Here is a 22,503-nt window from a genome sequence, read left to right on the forward strand (position 1 = left end):
GTGCGGCGCGTCTGGTGTCCGATTCGCCATGCACACTCCTTTTTGGCGGTATGGATACCGAGCCCACCTCCTCTCGTTGACCGGGAGGAGTCATCACCCTCAACATTCCGACAAAGCTCGACAAAGGGGTCAACTGTGGCTACGGAGATCGTCAATCCGCATACCGGTGCGGATGCGGACACCGGTACGGACAGCGGGGTACCTCCGGTCGAAGGTTCGGTCGAAGGTCCTGACGGACGTTCCGCCGAACCCGTCTTCGCCCTGCACCTCGGCGGGAAGATGGAGATCGCCTCCACCGTCCCGGTCCGCGACGCCGGCGATCTGTCGCTCGCCTACACACCCGGGGTCGCCGAGGTGTGCACGGCCATCGCCGAGCATCCCGAACTCGTGCACGAGTACACCTGGAAGTCACAAGTGGTCGCGGTCGTCACCGACGGCACCGCGGTGCTCGGCCTCGGCGACATCGGGCCCGAGGCGTCGCTGCCGGTGATGGAGGGAAAGGCGATCCTCTTCAAGCAGTTCGCCGGGGTGGACGCGGTGCCGATCGCGCTCGCCTGCACCGAGGTCGACGAGATCGTGGAGACCGTGGTCCGGCTCGCGCCGTCCTTCGGCGGCGTCAACCTGGAGGACATCTCCGCCCCCCGCTGCTTCGAGATCGAGAAGCAGCTCAAGAAGCGGCTCGACATCCCGGTCTTCCACGACGACCAGCACGGCACCGCCGTGGTCACGCTGGCGGCGCTGCGCAACGCCTGCACGCTGACCGGCCGGAGCCTCGGCGACCTCCGGGTGATCGTCTCCGGGGCCGGCGCGGCCGGTGTCGCCATCGCCAGGTTCCTGGTGGAGGCGGGTATCGGCGATGTCGCCGTCGCCGACCGCAAGGGCGTGGTGCACGCCGGCCGGGACGACCTCAATCCGATCAAGCGCGAGCTGGTTTCGTATACGAACAAGGCGGGGCTCGACGGCTCGCTGGCGGACGCGATGGCCGGCGCGGACGTCTTCATCGGCGTCTCCGGCGGCTCGGTGGCCGAAGCGGCGGTGGCCAGTATGGCGGCCGGCGCGTTCATCTTCTCGATGGCCAACCCCACGCCGGAGATCCACCCCGACGTGGCCCACAAGTACGCCGCCGTGGTGGCCACCGGCCGCAGCGACTACCCCAACCAGATCAACAACGTGCTCGCCTTCCCCGGCATCTTCGCCGGCGCCCTCCAGGTCCGCGCCTCCGCCATCACCGAGGGCATGAAGCTGGCGGCGGCCGAGGCGCTGGCGGCCGTGGTGGCCGGCGAACTCAGCCCGCAGTGCGTGATCCCGTCCCCCTTCGACGAGCGGGTCGCACCCGCGGTCGCCGCCGCGGTGGCGGCCGCCGCCCGCGCGGAGGGGGTCGCGCGGCGCTGAGGCCGGCCGCCCCGCCGGCACCGCCCTCGCCGCCTCGTCGGCCGCCCCGGGCAGCCCCTCGCGGGCCGGCCCGGGCGCCGGCGGGGCGGTCTCCGCCGCTTCGGCTCCCGCGCACCGGGCCGTCGTCGGGGCGCGTCGCCTGCCCGGCCGCTCCTCGGCGGTTCCTCGGCGGCGGCCGGCGGCGGACGCCGTTCCGTCAGCCGCGGCTGTTCCGTACCGGCGGCCCGGCTCGTAAGGTCGGCACATGTTTGCCGTATACGCAGCGCGCATCGATGCCGGGCAACCGCTCAAGGGGCTGGAGTCCGGGGAGCGGCCGGCGCCGCGGGAACGGGCCGGGTGGACCCGGATCACGGTGAAGGCGGCCTCGCTCAACCACCACGACCTGTGGTCCCTGCGCGGCGTCGGGCTCGGCGAGCAGGCGCTGCCGATGATCCTCGGCTGCGACGCCGCCGGGGTGGACGAGGACGGCAACGAGGTGGTGGTGCACTCGGTGATCGGTGAGACCGGACACGGGGTGGCGCCGGGGGAGCGGCGATCGCTGCTCACCGAGCGGTATCAGGGGACGTTCGCGGAGCAGGTGGCCGTGCCGGCCTGGAACGTGCTGCCGAAGCCGAAGGAGCTGTCGTTCGAGGAGGCGGCCTGTCTGCCGACGGCGTGGCTGACCGCGTACCGGATGCTCTTCACCAACGCCGGGGTCAGGCCCGGGGATTCGGTGCTGGTGCAGGGCGCCGGCGGCGGGGTGGCGACCGCGGCGATCGTCCTGGCCCGGGCGGCCGGGCTGCGGGTCTACGCGACCAGCCGGGACGCGGCCAAACGTGAGCGGGCCGCCGGGCTGGGAGCGCACGGGGTGTACGAGCCGGGGGCCCGGCTGCCGCGGCGGGTGGACGCGGTGATCGAGACCGTCGGGGCGGCCACCTGGTCCCACTCCCTCAAGTCGCTGCGGCCGGGCGGCACTCTGGTGATCTCCGGCGCCACCAGTGGCGCCAACCCGCCGGCCACCGAGCTGAACCGGATCTTCTTCCTCGAACTGAAGGTCGTCGGCTCCACCATGGGCACCAAGGACGAGTTGGCGGGCCTGCTCGACTTCTGCGCGGTGACCGGGGTACGCCCGGTGATCGACTCGGTGCTGCCGCTCGACCGGGCCCGTGAGGGGTTCGAACACCTCGCCGCGGGCGAGGTGTTCGGCAAGATCGTACTGACCGCCTAACCCCGGCCCAGGCGTGCGGCTCGGGGCGGTCTAGGCCTGGTCGTTCTCCTTGGTGGGGGTGGTGCGCAGGGCTGCCGCGATGTGGGTCGCGGCCGTGGCGAGGTGGTGGCGCACCTCGCGGAGCCGGCCGTCGTCGACTCCCCGGTCCCGGGCGGCGTCGCGGATGTCGTCGCGGAAGCGGTCAAGCAGGCGTTCGAGGTCGCGCAGCGGGTCCTGCGAGGGCGGGGTGTCGTCGTCCGCCGCGGCGCGCTCACCCGGGGCCGCTTCGGCACCGGTGGCGGTTTCGGTGGCGGCATCGGCAGCGGAACCGGCACCGGAACCCGCGGCATCGTTGGCGTACGCGTCCGCCGCCGGCGGCTTGCCGGAGCCGGCCGGCTGGCCGAACCGGCCCAGTTCACGGGTGAGTTCGGCCAGCCCCTCGCGCAGCCCGGTCTGCCAGTCGCCGTTCTTGGCGTACCGCTGGACCTGCTCCTGCACCTGCCGGGCGATCCGCTGCACGTCCTCTCTGGCGCTGTCCGCCGCGTCCCGCTCCGCCTCGGCCTGCCGGCGGGCGTCGCGGGCCTCCCCCTTGGCCCGGCGGCTCTCCTCCTTGTCCCGCCACGCCTGCTCCCACCACTCCTGCCGCGGCGAGCCCTGGCCGGCGGGCCGGTTCCTGGCCTGCTGGGCGGCCGCCCGCACCTCGCGGCGCAGATCGCCGGCGGCGCCCCGGACGTCCTCGCGGATCTCGGCGGCCAGGGTGGAGACCGACTCGCGGATCTCCGCCTCAAGTCCGGCGATCTCCTGCGCCCGGTCGGCCAGTTCGGCGCGGCCGGCGTCGGTGAGGGCGTAGACCTTGCGACCGCCCTCGGTGGAGTGGGTGACCAGTCCCTCCTTCTCCAGCTTGGCCAGCCGCGGATAGACCGTGCCGGCCGAGGGGGCGTAGAGGCCCTGGAAGCGCTCCTCCAGAAGCCGGATCACCTCGTAGCCATGGCGGGGTGACTCGTCGAGCAGCTTGAGCAGGTAGAGCCGGAGCCGGCCGTGGGCGAAGACGGGCGCCATGTCAGATGTCCTTTCGCAACGAGTCCGGGGCCGTGGCGGAAGCGTTCGAGCCGGTGGAGCTGTCCGAACGGTTCGAACTGTCCGAACCATCACTGGCGTGGGGGCCGTCGACGCCGTCCATGCCGTCGAGCGGTGGTCTGCGCAGCAGCGCGATCGTCCCCGACACGGTGGTGGCCTTCAGCCGGGCGCGTCCGTCGCCGATCCGGCCGCTGATCCGCTTGGCCGCCAGCTTCCCCGGACCCCACCCGGTGACCGACAGTTCGTCGAAGGCGCAGGAGACGTAGCCGCTGGCGGTGCTCGCGTCCACCTCGGCGTCGCCCGGCTCGGGGATGCGGATGGCGATCTCGCCCGAGACGGTGGTCAGCCGTACCTGGGCGTCGGCCGAGGGATCCAGGTCGAGCACCATGTTGCCGCTCACCGAGTCGGCGCTGACCTCGGAGCCGCTGCCCTCGACCACGGTGAGGTCGCCGGAGACGGTGTTGAACTTCAGATCGCCGGAGACCGACTGCGCCTCCACGCTGCCGGCCACGGTGTTGGTCCGTACCGGACCGGTGAGGCCGACCAGCGTGGTGTCACCGCCCACGCCCTGGACGCTGGTGGCCCCGGAGATCCCGGAGATCACCGCGCCCGCGCCGACCACCCCGACCTCGACCCTGGTGTGCTGCGGCACCGCGAGCGAGACCACCGCGTGGCGCTTCCACCCTTTGCGGTCGAACCACTTCAGCAGGCCCTTCCACGGCAGGTCGTCATAGGTCACGGTGAGGGTGGATCCGTCGAGCCGGACCTTCAGCGGCGGTCCCTCGATCTCGGTCACCTCGACCCGGGAGGGACCCTCCTCGATGCCGACGACGTTGACCGCGCCGTTGACGATCCTGACGTTCAGGGCGGTCACCTGCTCGGTGAAGACGAACCTCTCGGGTTCGGTGACGGTCCGCTCCGACGTGCCGCTCATGGGCCCCTCCTCGGGTACGCCTAGGACGCAACATATCGCGTCTGTCAGAAGACACGATATATCGCGTGAGCGCCACGTCAAGCGCGGCCGTCAGTCATCCGCGTTTGTCGTCACTCGTCCTCGGCGGCCTCATCGTCCAGCCGGGCCAGCCACGTGGCCAGCCGCTCCACCGGGATCTCGAACTCGGGGTTGAGGTCGACGAACTCCCGCAGCCGGTCGGCGAGCCAGTCGAAGGTGACCTCCTCCTCGCCCCGCCGGTCTGCCAGCTCCTCGATACCGCGGTCGGTGAAGTACAAGATCTGCTCCGGAAACAGGGATGGGACGGATGGCGGACGGGGAAAGAACGCCCGGGAACACCGCAGGACAGCGGGAAGGTAACGGGACGTACACCACAAGGATAGGCAGTGTCGGGGAACCGCCCCGCGGTGGTACGCGGGGCCGCTAGCCTTCGAAGACGATCAGGCCGAAGGCCCGCTTCCGGGCACCGGCCGACGGAACGGGCCAGGGGGGACGAGCGTCGTGCGCACCGCCACTACCGGAGCACGGAAGACGCCGGAGGGCGCACCGTGATGCCGGGGGGCGCACAGCGGGAGCCGGCCGAGGCGGCCGAGATCCTGGTGCCTCTGGCGAGTGCGGCCACCGTACGCATCCACAGCACCGAATCCGGGAACGCTCTTCTGGGCAGCGGCTTTTTCGTCGCCCCGAACTGGGTGCTCACCTGCGCGCACGTGGCGCTGGCAGGACAGGAGGCGACCGTGGGGGCGGCGGCGCGCAAGGTGGCGATCGGTTACGGCGATCGCGTGCTCACCGGGGTCGTCGAATGGGCCGAGCCCGCCGACCCCGGTGAGCACGCGGCCGACGCCCGGTGGCCCGCCCCCGACCTGGCGCTGATCAGGCTGCTGGACCTGGTCGACCACCCCTGCGTCTGGCTCAGCGAGCGCACCGCCAAGGGCTACACCACCAACCAGGTCGCCTTCTTCGGCTGGACCCCGATGGACGGCGAGGTCTACGCGTACAACGGCCGCTGCGCCATCAGCGGCCAGCTCGGCGCCGGGAGCGGCGGTCTGCTCAAACTCAGCAACGACGACGAGATACCGGCGGGACTGTCCGGCGGACCCGTGGTGGACCTGGCCCGGGGGGAGGTGATCGGGGTGCTCAAGTCACGGCGGAGCGGCAGGGACGGCGGACTGGCCGTCGGCGTCCAGCAGTTGCGGCGGCTGCCGGCCGCCGGTCCGGCCGGCGACGACCTCTACCACCGGGTGATGACCGCCCACGACCTGCACCACGCCGACCGGCACGGCTTCGTGGCCAGGACCGAGCCCACCTGGACCGACGCGCACACCGAGATCGGCGCCATGGCCGGGCGCGCCCTCACCCCCGGGCAGCGCACCCGGCTGCTCGGCCTGCTCGCCCAGGTCCCGCCGCCGGCCGGCGCCCGCAGCCTGGAGCGGATCGTCACCGAGGTGCGCGGCGCGCCCGCGCAGGGCCTTCCGCTGGCGCCCCGCGCCTGGCGGGACGGCCTCGGCCTCCTCTACGACCTGCGCCGCGGCGGCGCCGAGATGGAGGCGGTGCTGCGCTACGCGGTGCACGCCGCCACCGCCGAACGGCCGGGCGCCGCCGCCGACCCCGCGGAGGCCGCGCTCTGGCGGTGGGCCGAGATGATCGCCGCCGAGTCGGCGACCCCCAGCCGGCCCTTCCGCAGCGCGCTGCCCACCGAACGCCGGGCCCGGCTCCGGCTGCGCGAGCGACCGCCCGAGGCGCCCGAGGCCGTCACGCCACGGGCCGCCCGCACCGGCCCCGACGTGCTGCTGGAGATCGTCCACCGCGGCTGGGAACCGGGCCGCTACGACTGGCGGGTCTGCGTCATGCCGGAGAACGGCGAGGTGGTGCCGGTCGGCGAGGACCGCTCCACCGACTTCGCCGAGCTGCCGGCCCGGCTCACCGAACCGCTCACCGAGGCGTTCCGCCGCTGCGACGAACGCGACCACACCGCCGCGCTGCACGTCGCGCTGCCCGACATCCTGGTGGACCTGCCCGCCGACACCTGGCGGCTCGGCGCCGGGGCCCGCGCCCTCGGCGCCACCCGCCCGGTCCTGGTCCGCCGGGCCGACCCGCCGGAGGACACCGACGAGGCGGTCGCCGAGGAGCGCCTCGCCCGCTGGCACACCCTGCACCGGCAGTGGCTCGCCGCCGAAGTGCTCGACTGCGACGAAGGGGCCCGGGGCAGCGTCCCCGGCGAGGACGAACTGCGGTCCAGACCGCGCCAGTTGCTGCCGGTGCTGTGCCGCAGCGGCCTCGACGCCCCCGAGGCGCTGCGCACCCTGGTCGGCGGCGGCTACCCGGTCGCGCTGTGGCGGCGGGAGCCGGTCGACGAGGAGACGGTGTGCGCCGACTTCCACCGCGGCACCTCCCGTACCGCCCGGGCCGCGCGCACGGCCGCCGGGCTGCCAGCGGCGCTGGTCGGGCTGCGGGCCGGGGTCGCCGACGGCGTCCCGGAGGCGTACTGGTCCACCGGTCTCACGCTGCTGTACGACGATCCGACCAGGCCCCTGCCCGGGGTCGGCGAGCTGCTGGAGAATCCATGACCACACCGGACGACTCGGGATCGAAAGGGGCATCCAGTGAGCGATGACACGACCGACGCCGCGCCGGCCGGCGAATGGCTCATCTACCGCGGCACCGGCGAACCCCACAGCGGCATCGACGGCCTGCCGGAACCGCCGCCCTGGCGGGACTTCGACGGCAGCCCGCTGGTCGAGGCGGGGCCGGGCCCCGACAGCTCGTCGGCCCGGCGGCTGGGCGCGTACCGGCACATGGCCGAGCTGCACCGGCCGAGCCCCGAGGAGCTCGAACTGGTCAACGCGGCCCTCTACCTGCGCCGTCCGCTGCTCGTCACCGGCAGCCCCGGCACCGGCAAAAGCACCCTGGCGCACGCGGTCGCGTACGAACTGGGCCTCGGCCGGGTGCTGCACTGGCCCATCGTCAGCCGCAGCGCGCTCCAGGACGGCCTCTACCGGTACGACGCCATCGGCCGGCTCCAGGACACCCAGATCGCCGCCAACTCCGGCAAGGCGCCGCCCGGCGGGATCGGCCGCTACATCCGGCTCGGCCCGCTCGGCACCGCGCTGCTGCCCACCGCCAAGCCGCGGGTGCTGCTCATCGACGAGCTGGACAAGAGCGACATCGACCTGCCCAACGACCTGCTCAACGTCATGGAGGAGGGCGAGTTCGGCATCCCCGAGCTGGAGCGCCTCGCCGACCGGGAGCCCGAGGTCGACGTGCTCACCGACGACGGCACCCGGGTCACCGCGCGCGACGGCCGGATCCGCTGCCGCGCCTTCCCGTTCGTCGTGCTCACCAGCAACGGCGAACGGGACTTCCCGCCGCCGCTGCTGCGCCGCTGTATCCATCTGGAGCTGGGCCGCCCCGACTACGAACGGCTCTCCACCGTGGTGCGCGCCCACCTCGGCGAGGAGGCGGCGACCGTCGGCGACGACCTGGTGAAACGGTTCCTGGAACGGTCGCGCGGTGAACTGCTCGCCACCGACCAGTTGCTGAACGCGATCTACCTCACCCACCATGCCGCGCCGCCCACCCGCACCCGGCTGGCCGACATGCTCATCCAGCGGCTCGACCGGCCCAGGTGACCGACGATGGACGAGCCGAACCCCGGGCCGCGCCCCGACCCGCCGCCCGGTGACGCGCCCGATCAGCCGATCGGCGCCGGGGCCGACGCCGCGCCGGCCGGCGCCGACTCGCTAGCCGGTTCGTCGGCCGATCCGCCGGCCGGTTCACCGGCCGATCCGCTGGCCGAGATGGTGGCCGCCCTCGACCGGGCCGGTCTCGACCCGGCGGGGCCCGAACTCGCCGATGCCCTCTGGCTCGCCCGCTGGTCCCGGCCGACCACCGCCCCGGCGGGCCCGAGGCCGGCCGACACCCCGGGCGGCGACGCCGGGCCCACCGCGTCGCCCGGCTTTCTGCGCACCCTGAAAGGAGAGAGCACCGACGGCAAGGGCATGCGGCTCGTCCCACCCACCGAGCAGCCGCCCGACCACCGTGTGATCAGCCTCTACCCGGGCACCGGCACCCCCGGCCGCGGCCGCCCGCTCCCGGGCACCACCGCGCTCGGCGTCACCGTGCCGGAAGCCGCCGCCCTGCCCAAACTCCTCGAACTCCAGGCGGCACTGCGGCCGTTGCAGCGCTACCACAGCCCGGCCCGGCCGCGCAGGGAAGTCCTCGACGAGGCCGCCACCGCCGAACTCACCGCCCGCTCAGGTGGATTGATGTGGCCGGTCTTCCGCCCCGAGCCACGCGGTGACGCCGCCATGCAGTTGCTGATGGACGCCTCCTCCTCGATGTTCGTCTGGGAGCGGATGCTCCGCGAACTCGCCACCGTCTTCGAGCGGCTCGGCGCCTTCCACGAGGTCCAGGTCCGCTATCTGCACGCCACCCCCGAGGGCGATCTCGCCGTCTCCGGCCGCTTCGACCCCGAACCGGCCGGGCTGCGCTCCCCGCAGCAGCTCAGCGACCCCACCGGGCGGCGCGTCACGCTGCTCGTCAGCGACTGCGTGGGCCCGCTGTGGCGGTCGGGACAGGCCCACCGGCTGCTGGACCGGCTGCTGCGGATCGGCCCGGCCGCCGTACTCCAGCCGCTGCCCGCCCGGCTGTGGAACCGCACCCGGCTGCCGGTCTCCTACGGCGTACTGCACCGCGCGGCCGGCCTGTCGACCGCCGCGCCGCTGCGCTTCTCGGCCGGTCCCGGCACCTTCAGCAGCGACGCCGACGCCCTGCCGGTGCCCGTACTGCCGCCCACCGCCGCCGCGTTGGGCGCCTGGGCGCGGCTGCTGGCCGGGATGGGCGCGGGGGAGGTGCCGGCCGCCGTCGGCTGGGTGCGTGCCGACCACCCCGCCACCCACAGCGCCCCGCGCCGGACCAGTGTGCCGGTGCCCGCGCTCGTCGGCCGCTTCCGCTCGGCCGCCTCACCCGCCGCCGCCCAACTCGCCGTCTACCTGGCCGCGGCTCCCCTCTTCCTGCCCGTCATGCAGCTCGTGCAGCGCACCATGCTGCCCGACTCCGGCCCCGCCGAACTCGCCGAAGTGCTGCTCAGCGGGCTGCTGGTGCGCGGCACCGACGCGGACCACCGCTGGTACCACTTCGCCGACGGCGTACGCGACGCGCTGCTGACGTCGCTCGGCCGTGACGAGGCGCTGCTGGTGCTCAAGCACTGCTCGCAGTACGTGGAACAGCGCTTCGGCAAGGGAGGCCCCAACTTCCCCGCGCTGGCCATCACCCAGCTCACCGAGGGGCTCGGCGACCTCGCCGCCGACGAGTCGGTGCGTAGCGCCGTGCAGCAGGCGGCCCGGGCCTCGGGCGCCCGTGACGCGGTGCGCGACAGCCGGGACGACGAACCGGTCCCCGCGGTCGGCAGCGAGTCCCCACAGCCCTTCGCCGAGGTCGCCGCCCGGGTGCTCGAACGCTTCATGCCGCTGCCGCACGGCCCCGGGGCCGCCGAGGCGGCGACCGGGCCGCTCGCGCCCTCCTCGGTGGTGCGCCAGGCGCGGGCCCTGGCCGCCCGCTTCCACGTCGAGGGCATGGTGCAGAACCTGCTCGACGCCGTACAGCTCCTGCGCGCCGCCACCGCCAGGGAGGGTGTCCGCGGCATCGACCCCGACCTGTGGAGCGAACTGGCCCAGCAGCTCACCGTGTTGTGGCGGGTACGCGGCGGCGCCGATCTGCTGCGGGAGGCGCAGGAGGCGGCCGCGACCGCCGCCGCGCACCCCGGCTCGGTCCGGGCCAGGGCGGTGCGCGCCCGGGTCTTCCAGGCCGCGGCCGAGGACCGGGCCGCCGCCGGTGACGACCGCGCCGCACTGGAGCTGCTGCGGCGCGCCGACCGGGAGTTCACCGCGGTGTGCGCCTCGCCGGAGCTCGAACCGCGGGAGTTGCTGGACGCGACCCTGGAACGGGTCCGGGTCCTCGAGGACCAGTGGCGGTTGGGCGGTGACGCCGGGCTGCTGCACGAGACGCTCGGCATGCTGGAGGCGTTCGCCGACGCCTGGCCGCCGGTCCGGGCCCGTCCCAGCGGGCTGCCGCTGGCCCACGGCCGGGCGCTGCTGCGGCTCGCCGAGAGCGCCAGGGACGGGGAGGGCGCGGAGATCTTCGCCGAGCGGGCCGCGGTGTCCTTCGCCTCCGGACTCGACGCGCTGGAACGCGAGGACGCGGCACCCGAGCTGCGGCACCCGGCCACCTTGTCCCTGATCGACGCCCAACTCCTGCGCGGGGGAGGGCTGGAGGAGGCCCAGCGGCTGGTCGACCGGGCGCTCGGCGAAGCCGGCGCCGACCCGGGCGTGCGCGCGGCGCTGCTGCTGCGCGACGGCCGGATCGCGGTCGCGCGGTATGCCGCGGGCGGCCCGCCCGCCGAACTGGAGTCGGCCGCCACGCGGTTCGCGGAGGCCTGCCGGCTCACCTCGCGGGACCGGCCCGAATACCGTGAGATGGTCGCCGAGTGGGGCGGGGCGCTGCTCGACCGGGCCGAACTCCCGGGCGGCGGGGGCTTTGTGCACCGGGCCGTCCAGGTGCTGCGGGACTGCCGGATGGAGACCCCGGAGAGCGACCCGATGCTGCCGGAACGGCTGTTGATGCTGGGCCGCGCGCTGATCCTGCGCTATCGCGCGGAGCAGGACCTGGTCGACCTCCGGGAGGCGGAGAACATCCTCGGCCTGGCCGCCAAGCCCGCCGTGGAGCCGGGGCAGGTGGCCAGGATCTGGTACGAGCTGGGGGAGTCGCACCGGCTCGGCTTTCTGCACACCCATCGGCCGGAGCGCCTCGACATGGCCGCCGACGCCTATCGCAGGGCCGCGGAGTCGGCGGCGGCCGCCAGCGAGGAGGCGGCCGAACCCGGCCCCATGGCGCGGCTGTCCGCACTGGCGCATCATTGGCGTGGCGTCGTCTACGAGTCGGCCCGCCGGCCCCGGGCCGCCGCCGAGGCCTATCGGGCCGCGCTGGCCGAGTGGCGCAGGGCGCCCGGCGGCGGGGACGGATCCGAGGCCCGGCGCACCGCACGGCGACTGGACGCGCTGACCCGGAAGGCATGAGAGCCCACCCGGACGGCGGGAGACGGGAGATCCACGATGGCGACGCAAGAGCCGCAGGTCCAGGCTTCGGGGCCGCGGGAGGCGGCGACGGCCGAGGGGCCGGCCGCCGCCGAGGCCACCGGGACGGACGGGCCCGGTCCGGTCGCGGCACCGCCCGCCGGGGACGGCATCGACCTGCTCGGCATGGATCTGGAGACCCTGCGGAACACCGACCACCCCGTACTGTCGGAACTGGTCGCGGAGTTGCGGGAACGGGTGGCGGGGACCCGGGGCGAGTCGCTGTGGGGCCACGACAGTTCGGTGTGACCGCGCGGACCCGGCCGTGGCGGTCCGGCGCCATCCGCTTGAGGCCCCGGCCTGCTTCAGGCCGCGCGCGGGCCGGGACACGCCAAAACCGCCGCCCGGAGTTTGCGGCCGGTGGCCCGGCGGGAACAACCGCGGAGGCCGAACGGGGCGGCCGGGCAGGGAAAGGAGCGGGCAGGTGGTTCAGCAGCCGACGGACACCGGGCCGCTGAACGGCGGCGGCAGCGCCGCGCCGACCGGGCCCGTACACCTGCCCGTAGATGTGCCCGTGGACCTGCCCCTACACCTGCCCATCGATGTGCCCGTGGACCGGCCCGCGCACGTGCCCCGCTCCGTCCGGCCGCCGCCGGACGTGGCCGCGGACCCGCCCGTACACCCGTCCCCGGTACGGCAGTTCATCCTCAAGGTGCACAGCCGGTGCAACCTCGCCTGCTCCTACTGCTACATCTACGCCGGTCCTGACAGCGGTTGGCGGGACCGTCCCCGCGTCCCCACCACCGAGGTGATCCGGCGCACCGCGGCGCGTATCGCGGAACACACCGTCACCCACCGGCTGCGCGAGGTCGCGGTGGTGCTGCACGGCGGTGAGCCGCTGCTGGCCGGGGCGGACCGGCTCGCCGCCGACATCGCCCTGATCCGCGGCCTCGTACCGGCCACCGTGCACGCGAGCGTGCAGACCAACGCGACGCTTCTCAGCCGGGAGCGGATACGCCGGCTGCGGGACGCGGGCCTGCGGATCGGCGTCAGCCTCGACGGCGGCCTGCCCGCGCACAACACCGCCCGCACCGACCACGCGGGGCGCCCCGCCTGGCCGGCCGCCGCCGCCGGGATATGGCTGCTCGCCGAGGAGGCGCCCGAGGCGTACGGCGGCATCCTGTGCGTCGTCGACGTGCGGCACGACCCGGTCGAGGTCTACGAGTCACTGCTCGGCTTCCGGCCGCCGATGATCGACCTGCTGCTGCCGCACGGCAATTGGAGCGCGCCGCCGCCCGGACTGCCGGCCCCGGCCGCCGACCCGGCGCCGTACGGACGATGGCTGACCGCGGTCTTCGACCGCTGGTGGGACGCCGACCGGCGCCGGACCAGGATCCGGCTCTTCGAGGAGTGCGTGTCCCTGCTGCTCGGGGTGCCCGCGGCCATCGAGCGGCTCGGGCTGCACCCGTTCACCAGCATCGTGGTGGAGGCGGACGGCGCCATCGAGCAGGTGGACTCGCTCAAGTCCGCCTACGAGGGAGCCGCCGCCACCGGCCTCGACGTCTTCCGGCACAGCTTCGACGACGCCCTGGCGCACCCCGCCGTCGCCGCCCGCCAGTCAGGCCTGGCCGGGCTCGCCGCCACCTGCCGGGCCTGCCCGCTGGTCACCGTCTGCGGCGGCGGCCACTACGTCCACCGCTACCGGTCGCCGGACGGCTTCGGCCACCCCTCCGTCTACTGCGCCGACCTCGCCCACCTCATCCGCCACATCGCCGCCCGGCTGACCGCCGCCGCCCCGCCCGGGTCTTCCGGCAGCCCCGGCACGTCCGGCAACGCGCCGTCGGCGGCCGGGGTTTCGCGGGCCGGGCCGGTGCCGGACGGGGTGGACGCATACGGGCACCCGGGGCGGTTGCGGTGAAGGTCGACGCGCATTTCCGCGCGCCCGGCGGCCTGTTGGCGTCAGCAGGGGTTCGCGGGGCGGCCGGTCCGGGCCCCGCGGAGGCGGTGCGGTGATCGGTGTGAACGGGGCGGCGGTCGGTGACGGGATACTGACGGCCCTCGGGGCGACCCGTGGCGACCCGGAGTCCCTGGAGGCGCTGGTGGCCGGGCAGCGGGGCCGGCGGCTGCTCACCCTGCGGGCCCTGCTCGACGCGGTACGGGCCGCGCCGGCCGGGGTGTTGCCGGCCGGCGCCGCCGAACGGCTCACCCGCGACTGGCGGTTGCTCGAACGCGCCGAGCGGGCCGATCCCGGCGCGGCCCGCGCGGTGGTGCACTATCCGCTGACCGGAGCGTGGGCCGAGCGCTGTCTGCGGGCGCTCGGCCGGGGCGAGCCGCCGCCGGTCGCCGGGCTCGGCCACCTCGGGTCGATCGCGGCCGCGGCGGCCGCTCGCGCCGGGCTGCGGTTCGCCGCCGACCTGCCGCTCCACGAGGGGGCGGTGCTGCTGCCGACGCTGGGCAACTACCGGCCGCCGGCCGGCCACACCCGGGCCCGGGTGGCGGGCGACGGCCGCGCGCTGTGGCTGTGGACGGCCGCGGGCCCAGAGCCGGCTCCGTACGGCGGCTCCCGGCGGGAGGACCCGTGGCGGGAGGATCCGTTGCCGGACGGGTCCCGGCACGACGGCCCCTGGCAGGACGGCTCCCAGCACGACGGCTCCCGCCAGGCCCGCTCCCGGCGGGTCAGCCGCGGCCCCGGGCCCGGCGGCGCGGCCCGTCCGGTGGTGATCCGTCCCGGCCCGGACGGGGTGTGGCGGTCGGCCGCGCCCGGCTGGCTCCCGCTACGGGCGCTGCGCTCGGCGAGCGGCCGCACCGTGCTGCTGGACGACGCCGACCCGTACCGCGACGAGGAGCACCCCACCAACCCCTACGGTCTGACCGCCGTCGCGGCCCTTGACGGCGCCGAGCACGCCCGCTGGCGCACCGCGTGGCAGGACGCCCAGGTCTGGCTGGGCCTGGGGGACGGCTCGCGGGCCCGTGAAGTGGACGCGCTGCTCGACTGCTTCGTGCCGCTGGCCGGTTCGGCGACCGCCCGGTGCAGCGCGACCCGCGGCGAGGCGTTCGGCGCGCTGCTGAGCAGCACCCCGCGCGGCGGACTCGACCTCGCCGCCACCCTCGTCCACGAACTCCAGCACGCCAAGCTGCTGGCCCTGTCCGCGCTGACGGTGCTGCACACCGCCGACGGCACCCCCGGATACTGGGCCCCCTGGCGCCCCGACCCGCGCCCCTTCGACGGCCTCTTCCAGGGCGCCTACGCCCATCTGGCACTGGCCGACTTCCATCTGGACGTGGCGCTCAGCGACGCCTCGCCGGCCCACCGGGACGCGGCCTGGGCCGACCACTGCCGCTGCCGCCAGCAGGTGGGCGCCGCGCTGCCGCAACTGCTCGGCTCCAGCCGGCTGACCCCGCACGGGTTCACCCTGGTCAAGGCGATGGCGGCCCATCACACTCGACTCAGGGAGCACGCGCCGCCGAACGGCCATCTCGCCCGCGCGACGGCGTACGTCGAGACCAGCCGGGTGATCTGGCGGCGCGGTCGGCGCTGACGGTGAACCAGTACTTATCCACAGGAAGGGGCATGATGCCGGACCGGCGGCGGACCTGATCGGTGTAGTTTCTGGCTCAGCGGCCCGATCGGTTGGTCAGGGGGCTGTCGGATCGTCACACGCGCAACGAGGGGGTCGGTCACATGGCCGGAGGGCGGAACACCGCGGCGGCGGTGGAGCGGGCACCCGTGACCGTCAGCTTCGCGGGATACAACAGGGCCTGGGCGTCGTGGATCGCCAGCCGGCTGGAGAAACACGGCCGGCAGGTGGTGCTCCAGCGCTGGGACGTCACCCCCGAGGCCGACATCGAGCAGGGATTACGCGACCTGCTGCTCTCCGAGGGCCGGGTGCTGATCGTGCTCAGCGAGTGGTATTTCCGGCTCGGTCCGCGCACCCAGCAGGACTGGAACACCGCGCTGCGCGAGGTCGTCCCGGCCAACAGCGACCGCTTCGCCGCCGTCTCCGTCACCACCGCCGCGCTGCCGACCGCCGTCGCCGCCCTCGGCGCCGCCGACCTGTGGGGCCTCGGCGCGGCCGAGGCCGAGCGCCGGCTGCTGGCCCGGCTCGACATCACCCCGTCCGGCGGCTCGTCCAGCACCGACACCCTGGGCGCCGGCAGCGGCCCGCGCTTCCCGCTGGAACCGCCGGCCGTCTGGGGCGGTGTGCCGCGCCGCAACACCCGCTTCACCGGCCGGGAGGAGCTGATCGCCGACCTCCACCAGCAGCTCCAGCAGGCCGAGCCCGGCGCCGCCGTCGCCACCCTGCACGGCCTGTCCGGTGTGGGCAAGACCCATATCGCCGCCGAGTACGTCTATCGGTTCGCCCCCGAGTACGACGTGGTGTGGTGGGTCCGCGCGGCCGAACGCGGCACCCTCCGGGAGAAGCTGGCCGCGCTCGCCCCGGCCCTGAGGCTCACCACCGGCCGGGAGTACGGCGAGCGGCTGCGCGCCGTGCACGACGCGCTGCGCCGCGGCGATCCGTACTACCGCTGGCTGATCGTGCTGGACGGCGCCGACCGCCCCGACGAGATCCACGACCTGATGCCCACCGGACCCGGTCATGTGCTGATCACCTCGCAGAACCGCGAGTGGGGCGAGCACAACAGCGCGCTCATCGAAGTGCCGGTCTACGACCGGGTGGAGTCGGTCGCCTTCATCCGCCGCCGGGCGCCGCGGATCGACGACACCGACGCCAACAAGCTCGCCGAGGCCCTCGGCGACCTGGCCCTGGCCCTGGACCAGAACGCCGGCTCGCTCAACGACTCGGCCATGCCGGTCGACGAGTACATCGAGATGCTGCGCCGCGGCGCCGACGTGGAGTCCGGGCTGAAGGTCGCCGCCGACTTCCAGATGACCTACTACACCGCCTTCTCGATACTGCTGAACCGGCTGCGCGAGGACAAGCCGGAAGCGGTGGACCTGCTGCGGCTGTGCGTTTTCTTCGCCCCCGGGCCGATCCCGGTCCGGCTGCTGCGGGACCTGCCCATCCGGGACATGCCCGAGCAGCTCGCCGGGCTGATCGAGGACCCACTGCTGTGGAACTCGGCGATCGGCAAGCTCGCCCAGTGGTCGGTGATCCAGTCCGACCCGCAGGAGGTCGGCACCGAGGAGCCGCCAGGATCCACCGAGGTCGTCCAGATGCACCGGCTGGTCTACCAGGCCGTGCGCAGCGACATGCTGGAGGAGGAGCAGAACACCTACTCCCGGGTGGTCCGCAAGATCCTCTCCGCCGCCGACCCCGGCCGCCCCAACGACACCCGGCTCTGGCCGCGGTACGCCGAGATCGTCCCGCACCTGTCGGCCTCGGGCGCGCTGGAGAGCACCAACCCCGAGATCCAGATGACCGTCATCAACTGTCTGCGGTATCTCTATCTCTCCGGCGAGTACCGTACCGGTCTGCGCGTCGCCGAACTCGCCGGCGAGCACTGGCCACGGCTGCTGGAGGCCGGCCATCCCCGGCTGTGGGACCTCGTGCACCACCAGGCCAATCTGCTGCGGGCCACCGGTGACTACACCACCACCGAGCGAGTGGACCGCGAGGCGTACGAACGGCTGCTCGCCGACCGCGGCCCACGCGATCTGCTCACCCTGCGCGCCGCCGCCAACCTCGCCTCCGACCTGCGCAACCTGGGCCGGTACGCCGAGACGCTGGCCCTGTCGGAATCGGTCAGGGACGCCTATCTCGAACTGCTCGGCGACCGCGACCCGGTGACGCTGATGGCGCAGAACAACATGGCGCTCACCTACCGGCTGCTCGGCCGCTTCGAGGACGCGCTCCAACTCGACCGCGACACCATGGAGATCCGCCGCGAGCTGCTGCGCGACCGCAACAACTGGACGCTCTCCTCGGAGAACTCCTACGCCCACGACCTGCGGCTGCTGGGCCGTTACGACCAGGCGCTGTCGGTGCAGGAGCGCAACTCCGAGGTGCACCGCACCGTGCTCGGCGTGGACAACCCGCAGACCCTGCGCGCCGAGCACAACCTGGCCCAGTGCTACCACCGCGGTGGCGACCGGACCCGGGCCGGCCATCTGCTGGCCGGCCTGCTGGAACGCTGTGAGCGGGTGCGCGGCGACTACGACCCGCTCAGCCTGCGGGTGGCGCTCACCCTGTCCAGTTTCGAACGGGACCACGGCGACCTGGACCGGGCCCGTGACCTCAACGAACGGGTGCTGACCCGCTACCGGGACCGGCTCGGCGAGCGGCACCCGCTCACCGCCGGCGCGCTCGGCAACCACGGCCTGATCCTGCGGGCCTCCGGCGAACGCCAGCGGTCGCAGATCGAGATCGAGGACGCGCTGGACGCCATGACCCGGGTGCTCGGCCCCGACCACTACTGGACGCTGGGCTGCGCGCTCAACGCGGCCTCCGCCCGCAATCTCGGCGGCGACCCGGACAGCGCCGCCGAGCTGAGCCGGATCACCGGGGACCGGGCGGCGGCGGGACTCGGCAAGCACCACCCGCTGACGCTCTCCTGCCGGCTCGCGCTCGCCGCCGACCTGCGGAACCTGCGCAGACGGCAGGAGGCCGACAAGATCGAGGAGGAGGCGCTGGACGCGCTCGCCGCGACGCTCGGCCGACAGCACCCGCACACGGTGGCGGCCATGTCCCGCACCCGCCCGCACTGGGACTTCGAGCCGTTCAGCTCCTGACCGACGGCCGGGGGCCCGTACCGACGTGGTACGGGCCCCCGGCCGTCGGCCGCCGCTCGGGCGAGGTCAGATCTCGAAGACCTCGCGGATGAGCTCCTCCTGCTGCTGCGCGTGCCGCTTCGCCGAGCCGACCGCCGGGGACGACGACGCCGGGCGGGAGACCCGGCGGAGCCGGTCCGCGTTGTCCGGGGCCGCGCCGAGGAGCAGGTCCAGGTGGTCGATCAGGTTGAGCGCGATGAACGGCCAGGCGCCCTGGTTGGCCGGTTCGGCCTGGGCCCAGACGAACTTCTGCGCCTTGGTGTACGGGGCCACCGCGGCCTGGATCTCGGTGCCGGGCAGCGGGTAGAGCCGCTCGATGCGGATGAACGCCACATCGTTGGCGCCGCGCTTCTCCCGCTCCTCGATCAGGTCGTAGTAGACCTTGCCGGAGCAGAAGACGACCTTGCGCACCGCCTCCGGGTTCACCGTGGTGTCACCGATCACCGGCTGGAACTGCCCGGTGGTGAAGTCCTCGGCCTTCGACGCCGCCGCCTTCAGCCGCAGCATCGACTTCGGGGTGAAGACGATCAGCGGCTTGTGGTGCGGGTTGTGCACCTGCCAGCGCAGCAGGTGGAAGTAGTTGGCCGGGGTGGACGGGACGGCGACCGTCATGTTGTTCTGCGCGCAGAGCTGGAGGAAGCGCTCGATCCGGGCCGAGGAGTGGTCCGGGCCCTGGCCCTCGTAGCCGTGCGGCAGCAGCAGGGTGACGCCGGAGGTCTGGCCCCACTTCTGCTCGGCCGACGAGATGAACTCGTCGACGATGGTCGCCGCGCCGTTGACGAAGTCGCCGAACTGCGCCTCCCACATCACCAGCGCGTCCGGCCTGGCGAGCGAGTAGCCGTACTCGAAGCCCATCGCCGCGTACTCGCTGAGCAGCGAGTCGTAGACGTTGTAACGGGCCTGGTCCTCCGCGAGGTACTGCAACGGGGTGTAGTCCTCGCCGGTCTCCCGGTCGATGAGCACCGCGTGCCGCTGGCCGAAGGTGCCGCGCCGGGAGTCCTGGCCGGCCAGCCGCACCGGGGTGCCCTCCAGCAGCAGTGAACCGATCGCCAGCGTCTCGCCCATGCCCCAGTCGATGGTGCCGTCCTCGACCATGGTCGCCCGGCGCTGGAGCTGCGGCATCAGCCGCGGGTGCACGGTGACGTTCTCGGGGATGTTCACCTGCGACGCGGCGATCCGCTTGACCACCTCGGCGGAGACCGCGGTGGGCATCGCGACCGGGAAGTCCGGCTGCGGGGCGGCGGGCTGCTGGGTGGCGGGCTCGGCCGGCGCGGAGGCGGCCTCGCGCACCTCGGTGAAGACCTTCTCCAACTGCCCCTGGTAGTCCTGGAGCGCCTGCTCGGCCTCTTCCAGGGTGATGTCGCCGCGTCCGATCAGCGACTCGGTGTAGAGCTTGCGCACCGAGCGCTTCTTGTCGATCAGGTCGTACATCAGCGGCTGGGTGAAGGCCGGGTTGTCCGACTCGTTGTGGCCGCGGCGGCGGTAGCAGATCAGGTCGATCACGACGTCCTTGTTGAACGCCTGCCGGAACTCGAAGGCGAGCCGCGCCACGCGGACCACGGCCTCCGGGTCGTCGCCGTTGACGTGGAAGATCGGCGCCTCGATCATCCGGGCCACGTCGGTGCAGTACATCGAGGAGCGGGCCGACTCCGGGGCGGCGGTGAAGCCGACCTGGTTGTTGATGACCACGTGCACGGTGCCGCCGGTGCGGTAGCCGCGGAGCTGGGACATGTTCAGCGTCTCCGCGACCACGCCCTGGCCGGCGAAGGCGGCGTCGCCGTGCAGCGCGATCGGCAGCACGGTGAAGTCGGTGCCCGCCTTGTTGATGATGTCCTGCTTGGCGCGGGCGATGCCCTCGACCACCGGGTCGACCGCCTCCAGGTGCGAGGGGTTGGCGGCCAGCGAGACCTTGATCTGCTCGCCGTCCAGACCGGTGAAGGTGCCCTCGGCGCCCAGGTGGTACTTGACGTCGCCGGAGCCGTGCATCGACTTCGGGTCCAGGTTGCCCTCGAACTCGCGGAAGATCTGGGCGTAGGACTTGCCGACGATGTTGGCCAGCACATTGAGCCGGCCGCGGTGCGCCATACCGATCACGGTCTCGTCGAGCCGCGACTCGGCGGCGGCGTCGATCACCGCGTCGAGCAGCGGGATGACGGACTCGCCGCCTTCGAGCGAGAAGCGCTTCTGGCCCACGTACTTGGTCTGCAGGAAGGTCTCGAAGGCCTCGGCCGCGTTGAGCCGGCGCAGGATCCGCAACTGCTCCTCACGCTCGGGCTTGGCGTGCGGGCGCTCGATGCGGTCCTGGATCCACTTGCGCTGCTTGGGGTCCTGGATGTGCATGAACTCCACGCCGACGGTGCGGCAGTAGGAGTCGCGCAGCACGCCGAGGATGTCGCGCAGCTTCATCAGGGACTTGCCGGCGAAGCCGCCGACGGCGAACTCCCGCTCCAGGTCCCACAGCGTCAGCCCGTGCTCCAGCACGTCCAGGTCGGGGTGCTTGCGCTGGCGGTACTCCAGCGGGTCGGTGTCGGCCATCACATGGCCGCGGACCCGGTAGGAGTGGATCAGCTCGAAGACCCGGGCCGCCTTGGTCACGTCGTCGTCGTGCGCGGTGTCGATGTCGGTGCGCCAGCGGACCGGCTCGTACGGGATGCGCAGCGCGGCGAAGACGTCGTCGAAGAAGTCGTTCTCGCCGAGCAGCAGTTGGTTGAGGATCCGCAGGAACTCGCCGGACGCCGCGCCCTGGATGACCCGGTGGTCGTAGGTGCTGGTCAGCGTCATGACCTTGGAGATGCCCAGCTTGTTCAGGGTGTCCTGGGAGGTGCCCTGGAACTCGGCCGGGTAGTCCATCGAGCCGACGCCGAGGATCATCGACTGACCGGGCATCAGCCGCGGCACCGAGTGCACGGTGCCGAGGCCGCCGGGGTTGGTCAACGACGCGGTGACACCCGAGAAGTCATCCATCGTCAGCTTGCCGTTGCGGGCCCGGCGGACGATGTCCTCGTAGGACTGCCAGAACTCGAAGAAGTTCAGCGTCTCGGCCTTCTTGATGGCCGCGACGACGAGTTGGCGGTCGCCGTTGGGTTTCACCAGGTCGATGGCCAGGCCCAGGTTGATGTGCTCGGGCTTGACCAGCGTGGGCTTGCCGTCCTTCTCCGCGAAGGAGTTGTTCATCGACGGCATCGCCTTCAGCGCCTGCACCATGGCGTAGCCGATGAGGTGGGTGAAGGAGACCTTGCCGCCGCGCGCCCGCTTGAGGTGGTTGTTGATGACGATGCGGTTGTCGAAGAGCAGCTTCACCGGAATGGCCCGCACCGACGTGGCGGTGGGCACCTCGATGGAGGCGCTCATGTTCTTGGCCACGGCGGCGGCCGGGCCGCGCAGGGTGACGTACTCGGTCTCGTGCTCGGCGGGTGTCCCGCCGTTGGCGGCCGCCTTCGCGGCGGGCCCGGCCGGGGCGGCGGGCGCCGCGGGTGCGGGCGCCTTGGCCGGTGCGGCCGGACGCGCGGGGGCGGCCGGCTGAGCCGGCGCCGCGGCCTGGGCGGCCGGTGCGGGCGCCTGAGCGGCGGCCGGGGTGGGAGCCGGAGCCGGCGCCGCGGGGGCCGGGGTGGCCGGCGGCACGATCGTGGCGGGCCCGACCACCGGGACCGAGGCGACGGGGGGAGCGGCGGGGGCGGGAGCGCCACCCGCGACGGCCCGGGCGGCCGCGCCCGAGGCGCCGCCCTGCCCCGCGGGTGCGGCCGGAGCGGCGGAGCCGTCCGGCTTGTAGTCCGCGAAGAAGTCCCACCAGGCTCGGTCTACCGAGTTCGGGTCCTGGAGGTACTGCTGGTAGATCTCATCGACGAGCCACTCGTTCGGGCCGAAACCCGCGGCGGGGCCATCGCCCTGCGCTTGATGGTCGGTCGAGACGCTAGAGCTATTGGGGGACTGTGGCGACACGGCGGCAACCGCCCTCTTCCGCTTCACAAAAATGGTGGACAGCGGGAATTAAGGCTACGCCTTCAAGACCCCTGCTCGCTGGCGTGGGGTCCAGTCGTCGCGCATGTCACACCCTGAACGTGGTTTCGGCGCCATTCCTGGCGGGAAAGTGGTCCCT

Annotated in this window: 13 protein-coding genes; 9 read left to right on the plus strand and 4 right to left on the minus strand. The window is 73.4% G+C overall.

What is annotated here, in order from left to right; genetic code table 11:
- The first annotated feature begins 135 nt into the window (after positions 1-135).
- Both OG519_RS23600 and OG519_RS23605 read left to right on the plus strand, forming a co-directional pair.
- Positions 136-1,392: an NADP-dependent malic enzyme gene (locus tag OG519_RS23600; protein ID WP_405587392.1), complete on the plus strand. Its 1,257-nt coding sequence runs from the start codon at positions 136-138 to the stop codon at positions 1,390-1,392.
- A gap of 244 nt (positions 1,393-1,636) precedes the next feature.
- The gene (locus OG519_RS23605; RefSeq protein WP_405587395.1) at positions 1,637-2,599 is read left to right on the plus strand and encodes a zinc-binding dehydrogenase; all 963 of its coding nucleotides are present in this window, start codon (positions 1,637-1,639) and stop codon (positions 2,597-2,599) included.
- Positions 2,600-2,629: 30 nt separating this feature from the next.
- Here the strand turns inward: OG519_RS23605 and OG519_RS23610 are convergent, their stop codons facing one another.
- The 3 genes from OG519_RS23610 to OG519_RS23620 form a co-directional block, all read right to left on the minus strand.
- Positions 2,630-3,637 (minus strand): helix-turn-helix transcriptional regulator, encoded by a 1,008-nt coding sequence (locus OG519_RS23610; protein WP_405587398.1) that lies wholly within the window; start codon positions 3,635-3,637, stop codon positions 2,630-2,632.
- 1 nt (position 3,638) lies between these two features.
- Positions 3,639-4,589: a DUF4097 family beta strand repeat-containing protein gene (locus OG519_RS23615; protein WP_405587401.1), complete on the minus strand. Its 951-nt coding sequence runs from the start codon at positions 4,587-4,589 to the stop codon at positions 3,639-3,641.
- A 110-nt stretch (positions 4,590-4,699) separates the two neighbouring features.
- Positions 4,700-4,885 carry a DUF6104 family protein gene (locus tag OG519_RS23620; protein WP_405587404.1) on the minus strand — a complete coding sequence of 62 codons (186 nt, stop codon included), beginning with the start codon at positions 4,883-4,885 and terminating at the stop codon, positions 4,700-4,702.
- A gap of 273 nt (positions 4,886-5,158) precedes the next feature.
- On the opposite strand from OG519_RS23620, the gene OG519_RS23625 reads away from it, so the two are divergent.
- The 7 genes from OG519_RS23625 (at position 5,159) to fxsT (ending at position 18,368) form a co-directional block, all read left to right on the plus strand.
- Positions 5,159-7,174 carry a trypsin-like peptidase domain-containing protein gene (locus OG519_RS23625; protein WP_405587407.1) on the plus strand — a complete coding sequence of 672 codons (2,016 nt, stop codon included), beginning with the start codon at positions 5,159-5,161 and terminating at the stop codon, positions 7,172-7,174.
- Between the two features lie 36 nt (positions 7,175-7,210).
- Positions 7,211-8,236, plus strand: a complete 1,026-nt coding sequence (locus tag OG519_RS23630) for an AAA family ATPase (protein ID WP_405587410.1) — start codon at positions 7,211-7,213, stop codon at positions 8,234-8,236.
- A gap of 6 nt (positions 8,237-8,242) precedes the next feature.
- Positions 8,243-11,680, plus strand: a complete 3,438-nt coding sequence (locus OG519_RS23635; protein ID WP_405587413.1) for an SAV_2336 N-terminal domain-related protein — start codon at positions 8,243-8,245, stop codon at positions 11,678-11,680.
- Positions 11,681-11,716: 36 nt separating this feature from the next.
- The gene (gene fxsA, locus OG519_RS23640; RefSeq protein WP_405587416.1) at positions 11,717-11,986 is read left to right on the plus strand and encodes an FxSxx-COOH cyclophane-containing RiPP peptide; all 270 of its coding nucleotides are present in this window, start codon (positions 11,717-11,719) and stop codon (positions 11,984-11,986) included.
- 319 nt (positions 11,987-12,305) lie between these two features.
- The gene (locus OG519_RS23645; RefSeq protein WP_405592941.1) at positions 12,306-13,595 is read left to right on the plus strand and encodes an FxsB family cyclophane-forming radical SAM/SPASM peptide maturase; all 1,290 of its coding nucleotides are present in this window, start codon (positions 12,306-12,308) and stop codon (positions 13,593-13,595) included.
- Between the two features lie 91 nt (positions 13,596-13,686).
- A complete protein-coding gene (locus tag OG519_RS23650) occupies positions 13,687-15,216 on the plus strand; it encodes an aKG-HExxH-type peptide beta-hydroxylase (protein ID WP_405587419.1) in 1,530 nt (509 codons plus the stop codon).
- A 143-nt stretch (positions 15,217-15,359) separates the two neighbouring features.
- Positions 15,360-18,368, plus strand: a complete 3,009-nt coding sequence (fxsT, locus tag OG519_RS23655; protein ID WP_405587421.1) for an FxSxx-COOH system tetratricopeptide repeat protein — start codon at positions 15,360-15,362, stop codon at positions 18,366-18,368.
- 66 nt (positions 18,369-18,434) lie between these two features.
- Here the strand turns inward: fxsT and OG519_RS23660 are convergent, their stop codons facing one another.
- Complete coding sequence (locus OG519_RS23660) at positions 18,435-22,346, minus strand: multifunctional oxoglutarate decarboxylase/oxoglutarate dehydrogenase thiamine pyrophosphate-binding subunit/dihydrolipoyllysine-residue succinyltransferase subunit (protein WP_405587423.1); 3,912 nt, start codon at positions 22,344-22,346, stop codon at positions 18,435-18,437.
- Between the last annotated feature and the right edge of the window lie 157 nt (positions 22,347-22,503).

The sequence above is a fragment of the Streptomyces sp. NBC_01190 genome (assembly GCF_045039895.1).
Classification (GTDB): Bacteria; Actinomycetota; Actinomycetes; order Streptomycetales; family Streptomycetaceae; genus Actinacidiphila.

Bases quoted from the DNA above. Each gene is read 5' to 3' on its own strand.
- OG519_RS23605 (WP_405587395.1), top strand. From the start codon at position 1,637: ATGTTTGCCGTATACGCAGCGCGCATCGATGCCGGGCAACCGCTCAAG.
- OG519_RS23635 (WP_405587413.1), top strand. From the start codon at position 8,243: ATGGACGAGCCGAACCCCGGGCCGCGCCCCGACCCGCCGCCCGGTGAC.
- OG519_RS23625 (WP_405587407.1), top strand. From the start codon at position 5,159: ATGCCGGGGGGCGCACAGCGGGAGCCGGCCGAGGCGGCCGAGATCCTG.
- OG519_RS23615 (WP_405587401.1), bottom strand. From the start codon at position 4,589: ATGAGCGGCACGTCGGAGCGGACCGTCACCGAACCCGAGAGGTTCGTC.
- fxsT (WP_405587421.1), top strand. From the start codon at position 15,360: ATGGCCGGAGGGCGGAACACCGCGGCGGCGGTGGAGCGGGCACCCGTG.
- fxsA (WP_405587416.1), top strand. From the start codon at position 11,717: ATGGCGACGCAAGAGCCGCAGGTCCAGGCTTCGGGGCCGCGGGAGGCG.
- OG519_RS23610 (WP_405587398.1), bottom strand. From the start codon at position 3,637: ATGGCGCCCGTCTTCGCCCACGGCCGGCTCCGGCTCTACCTGCTCAAG.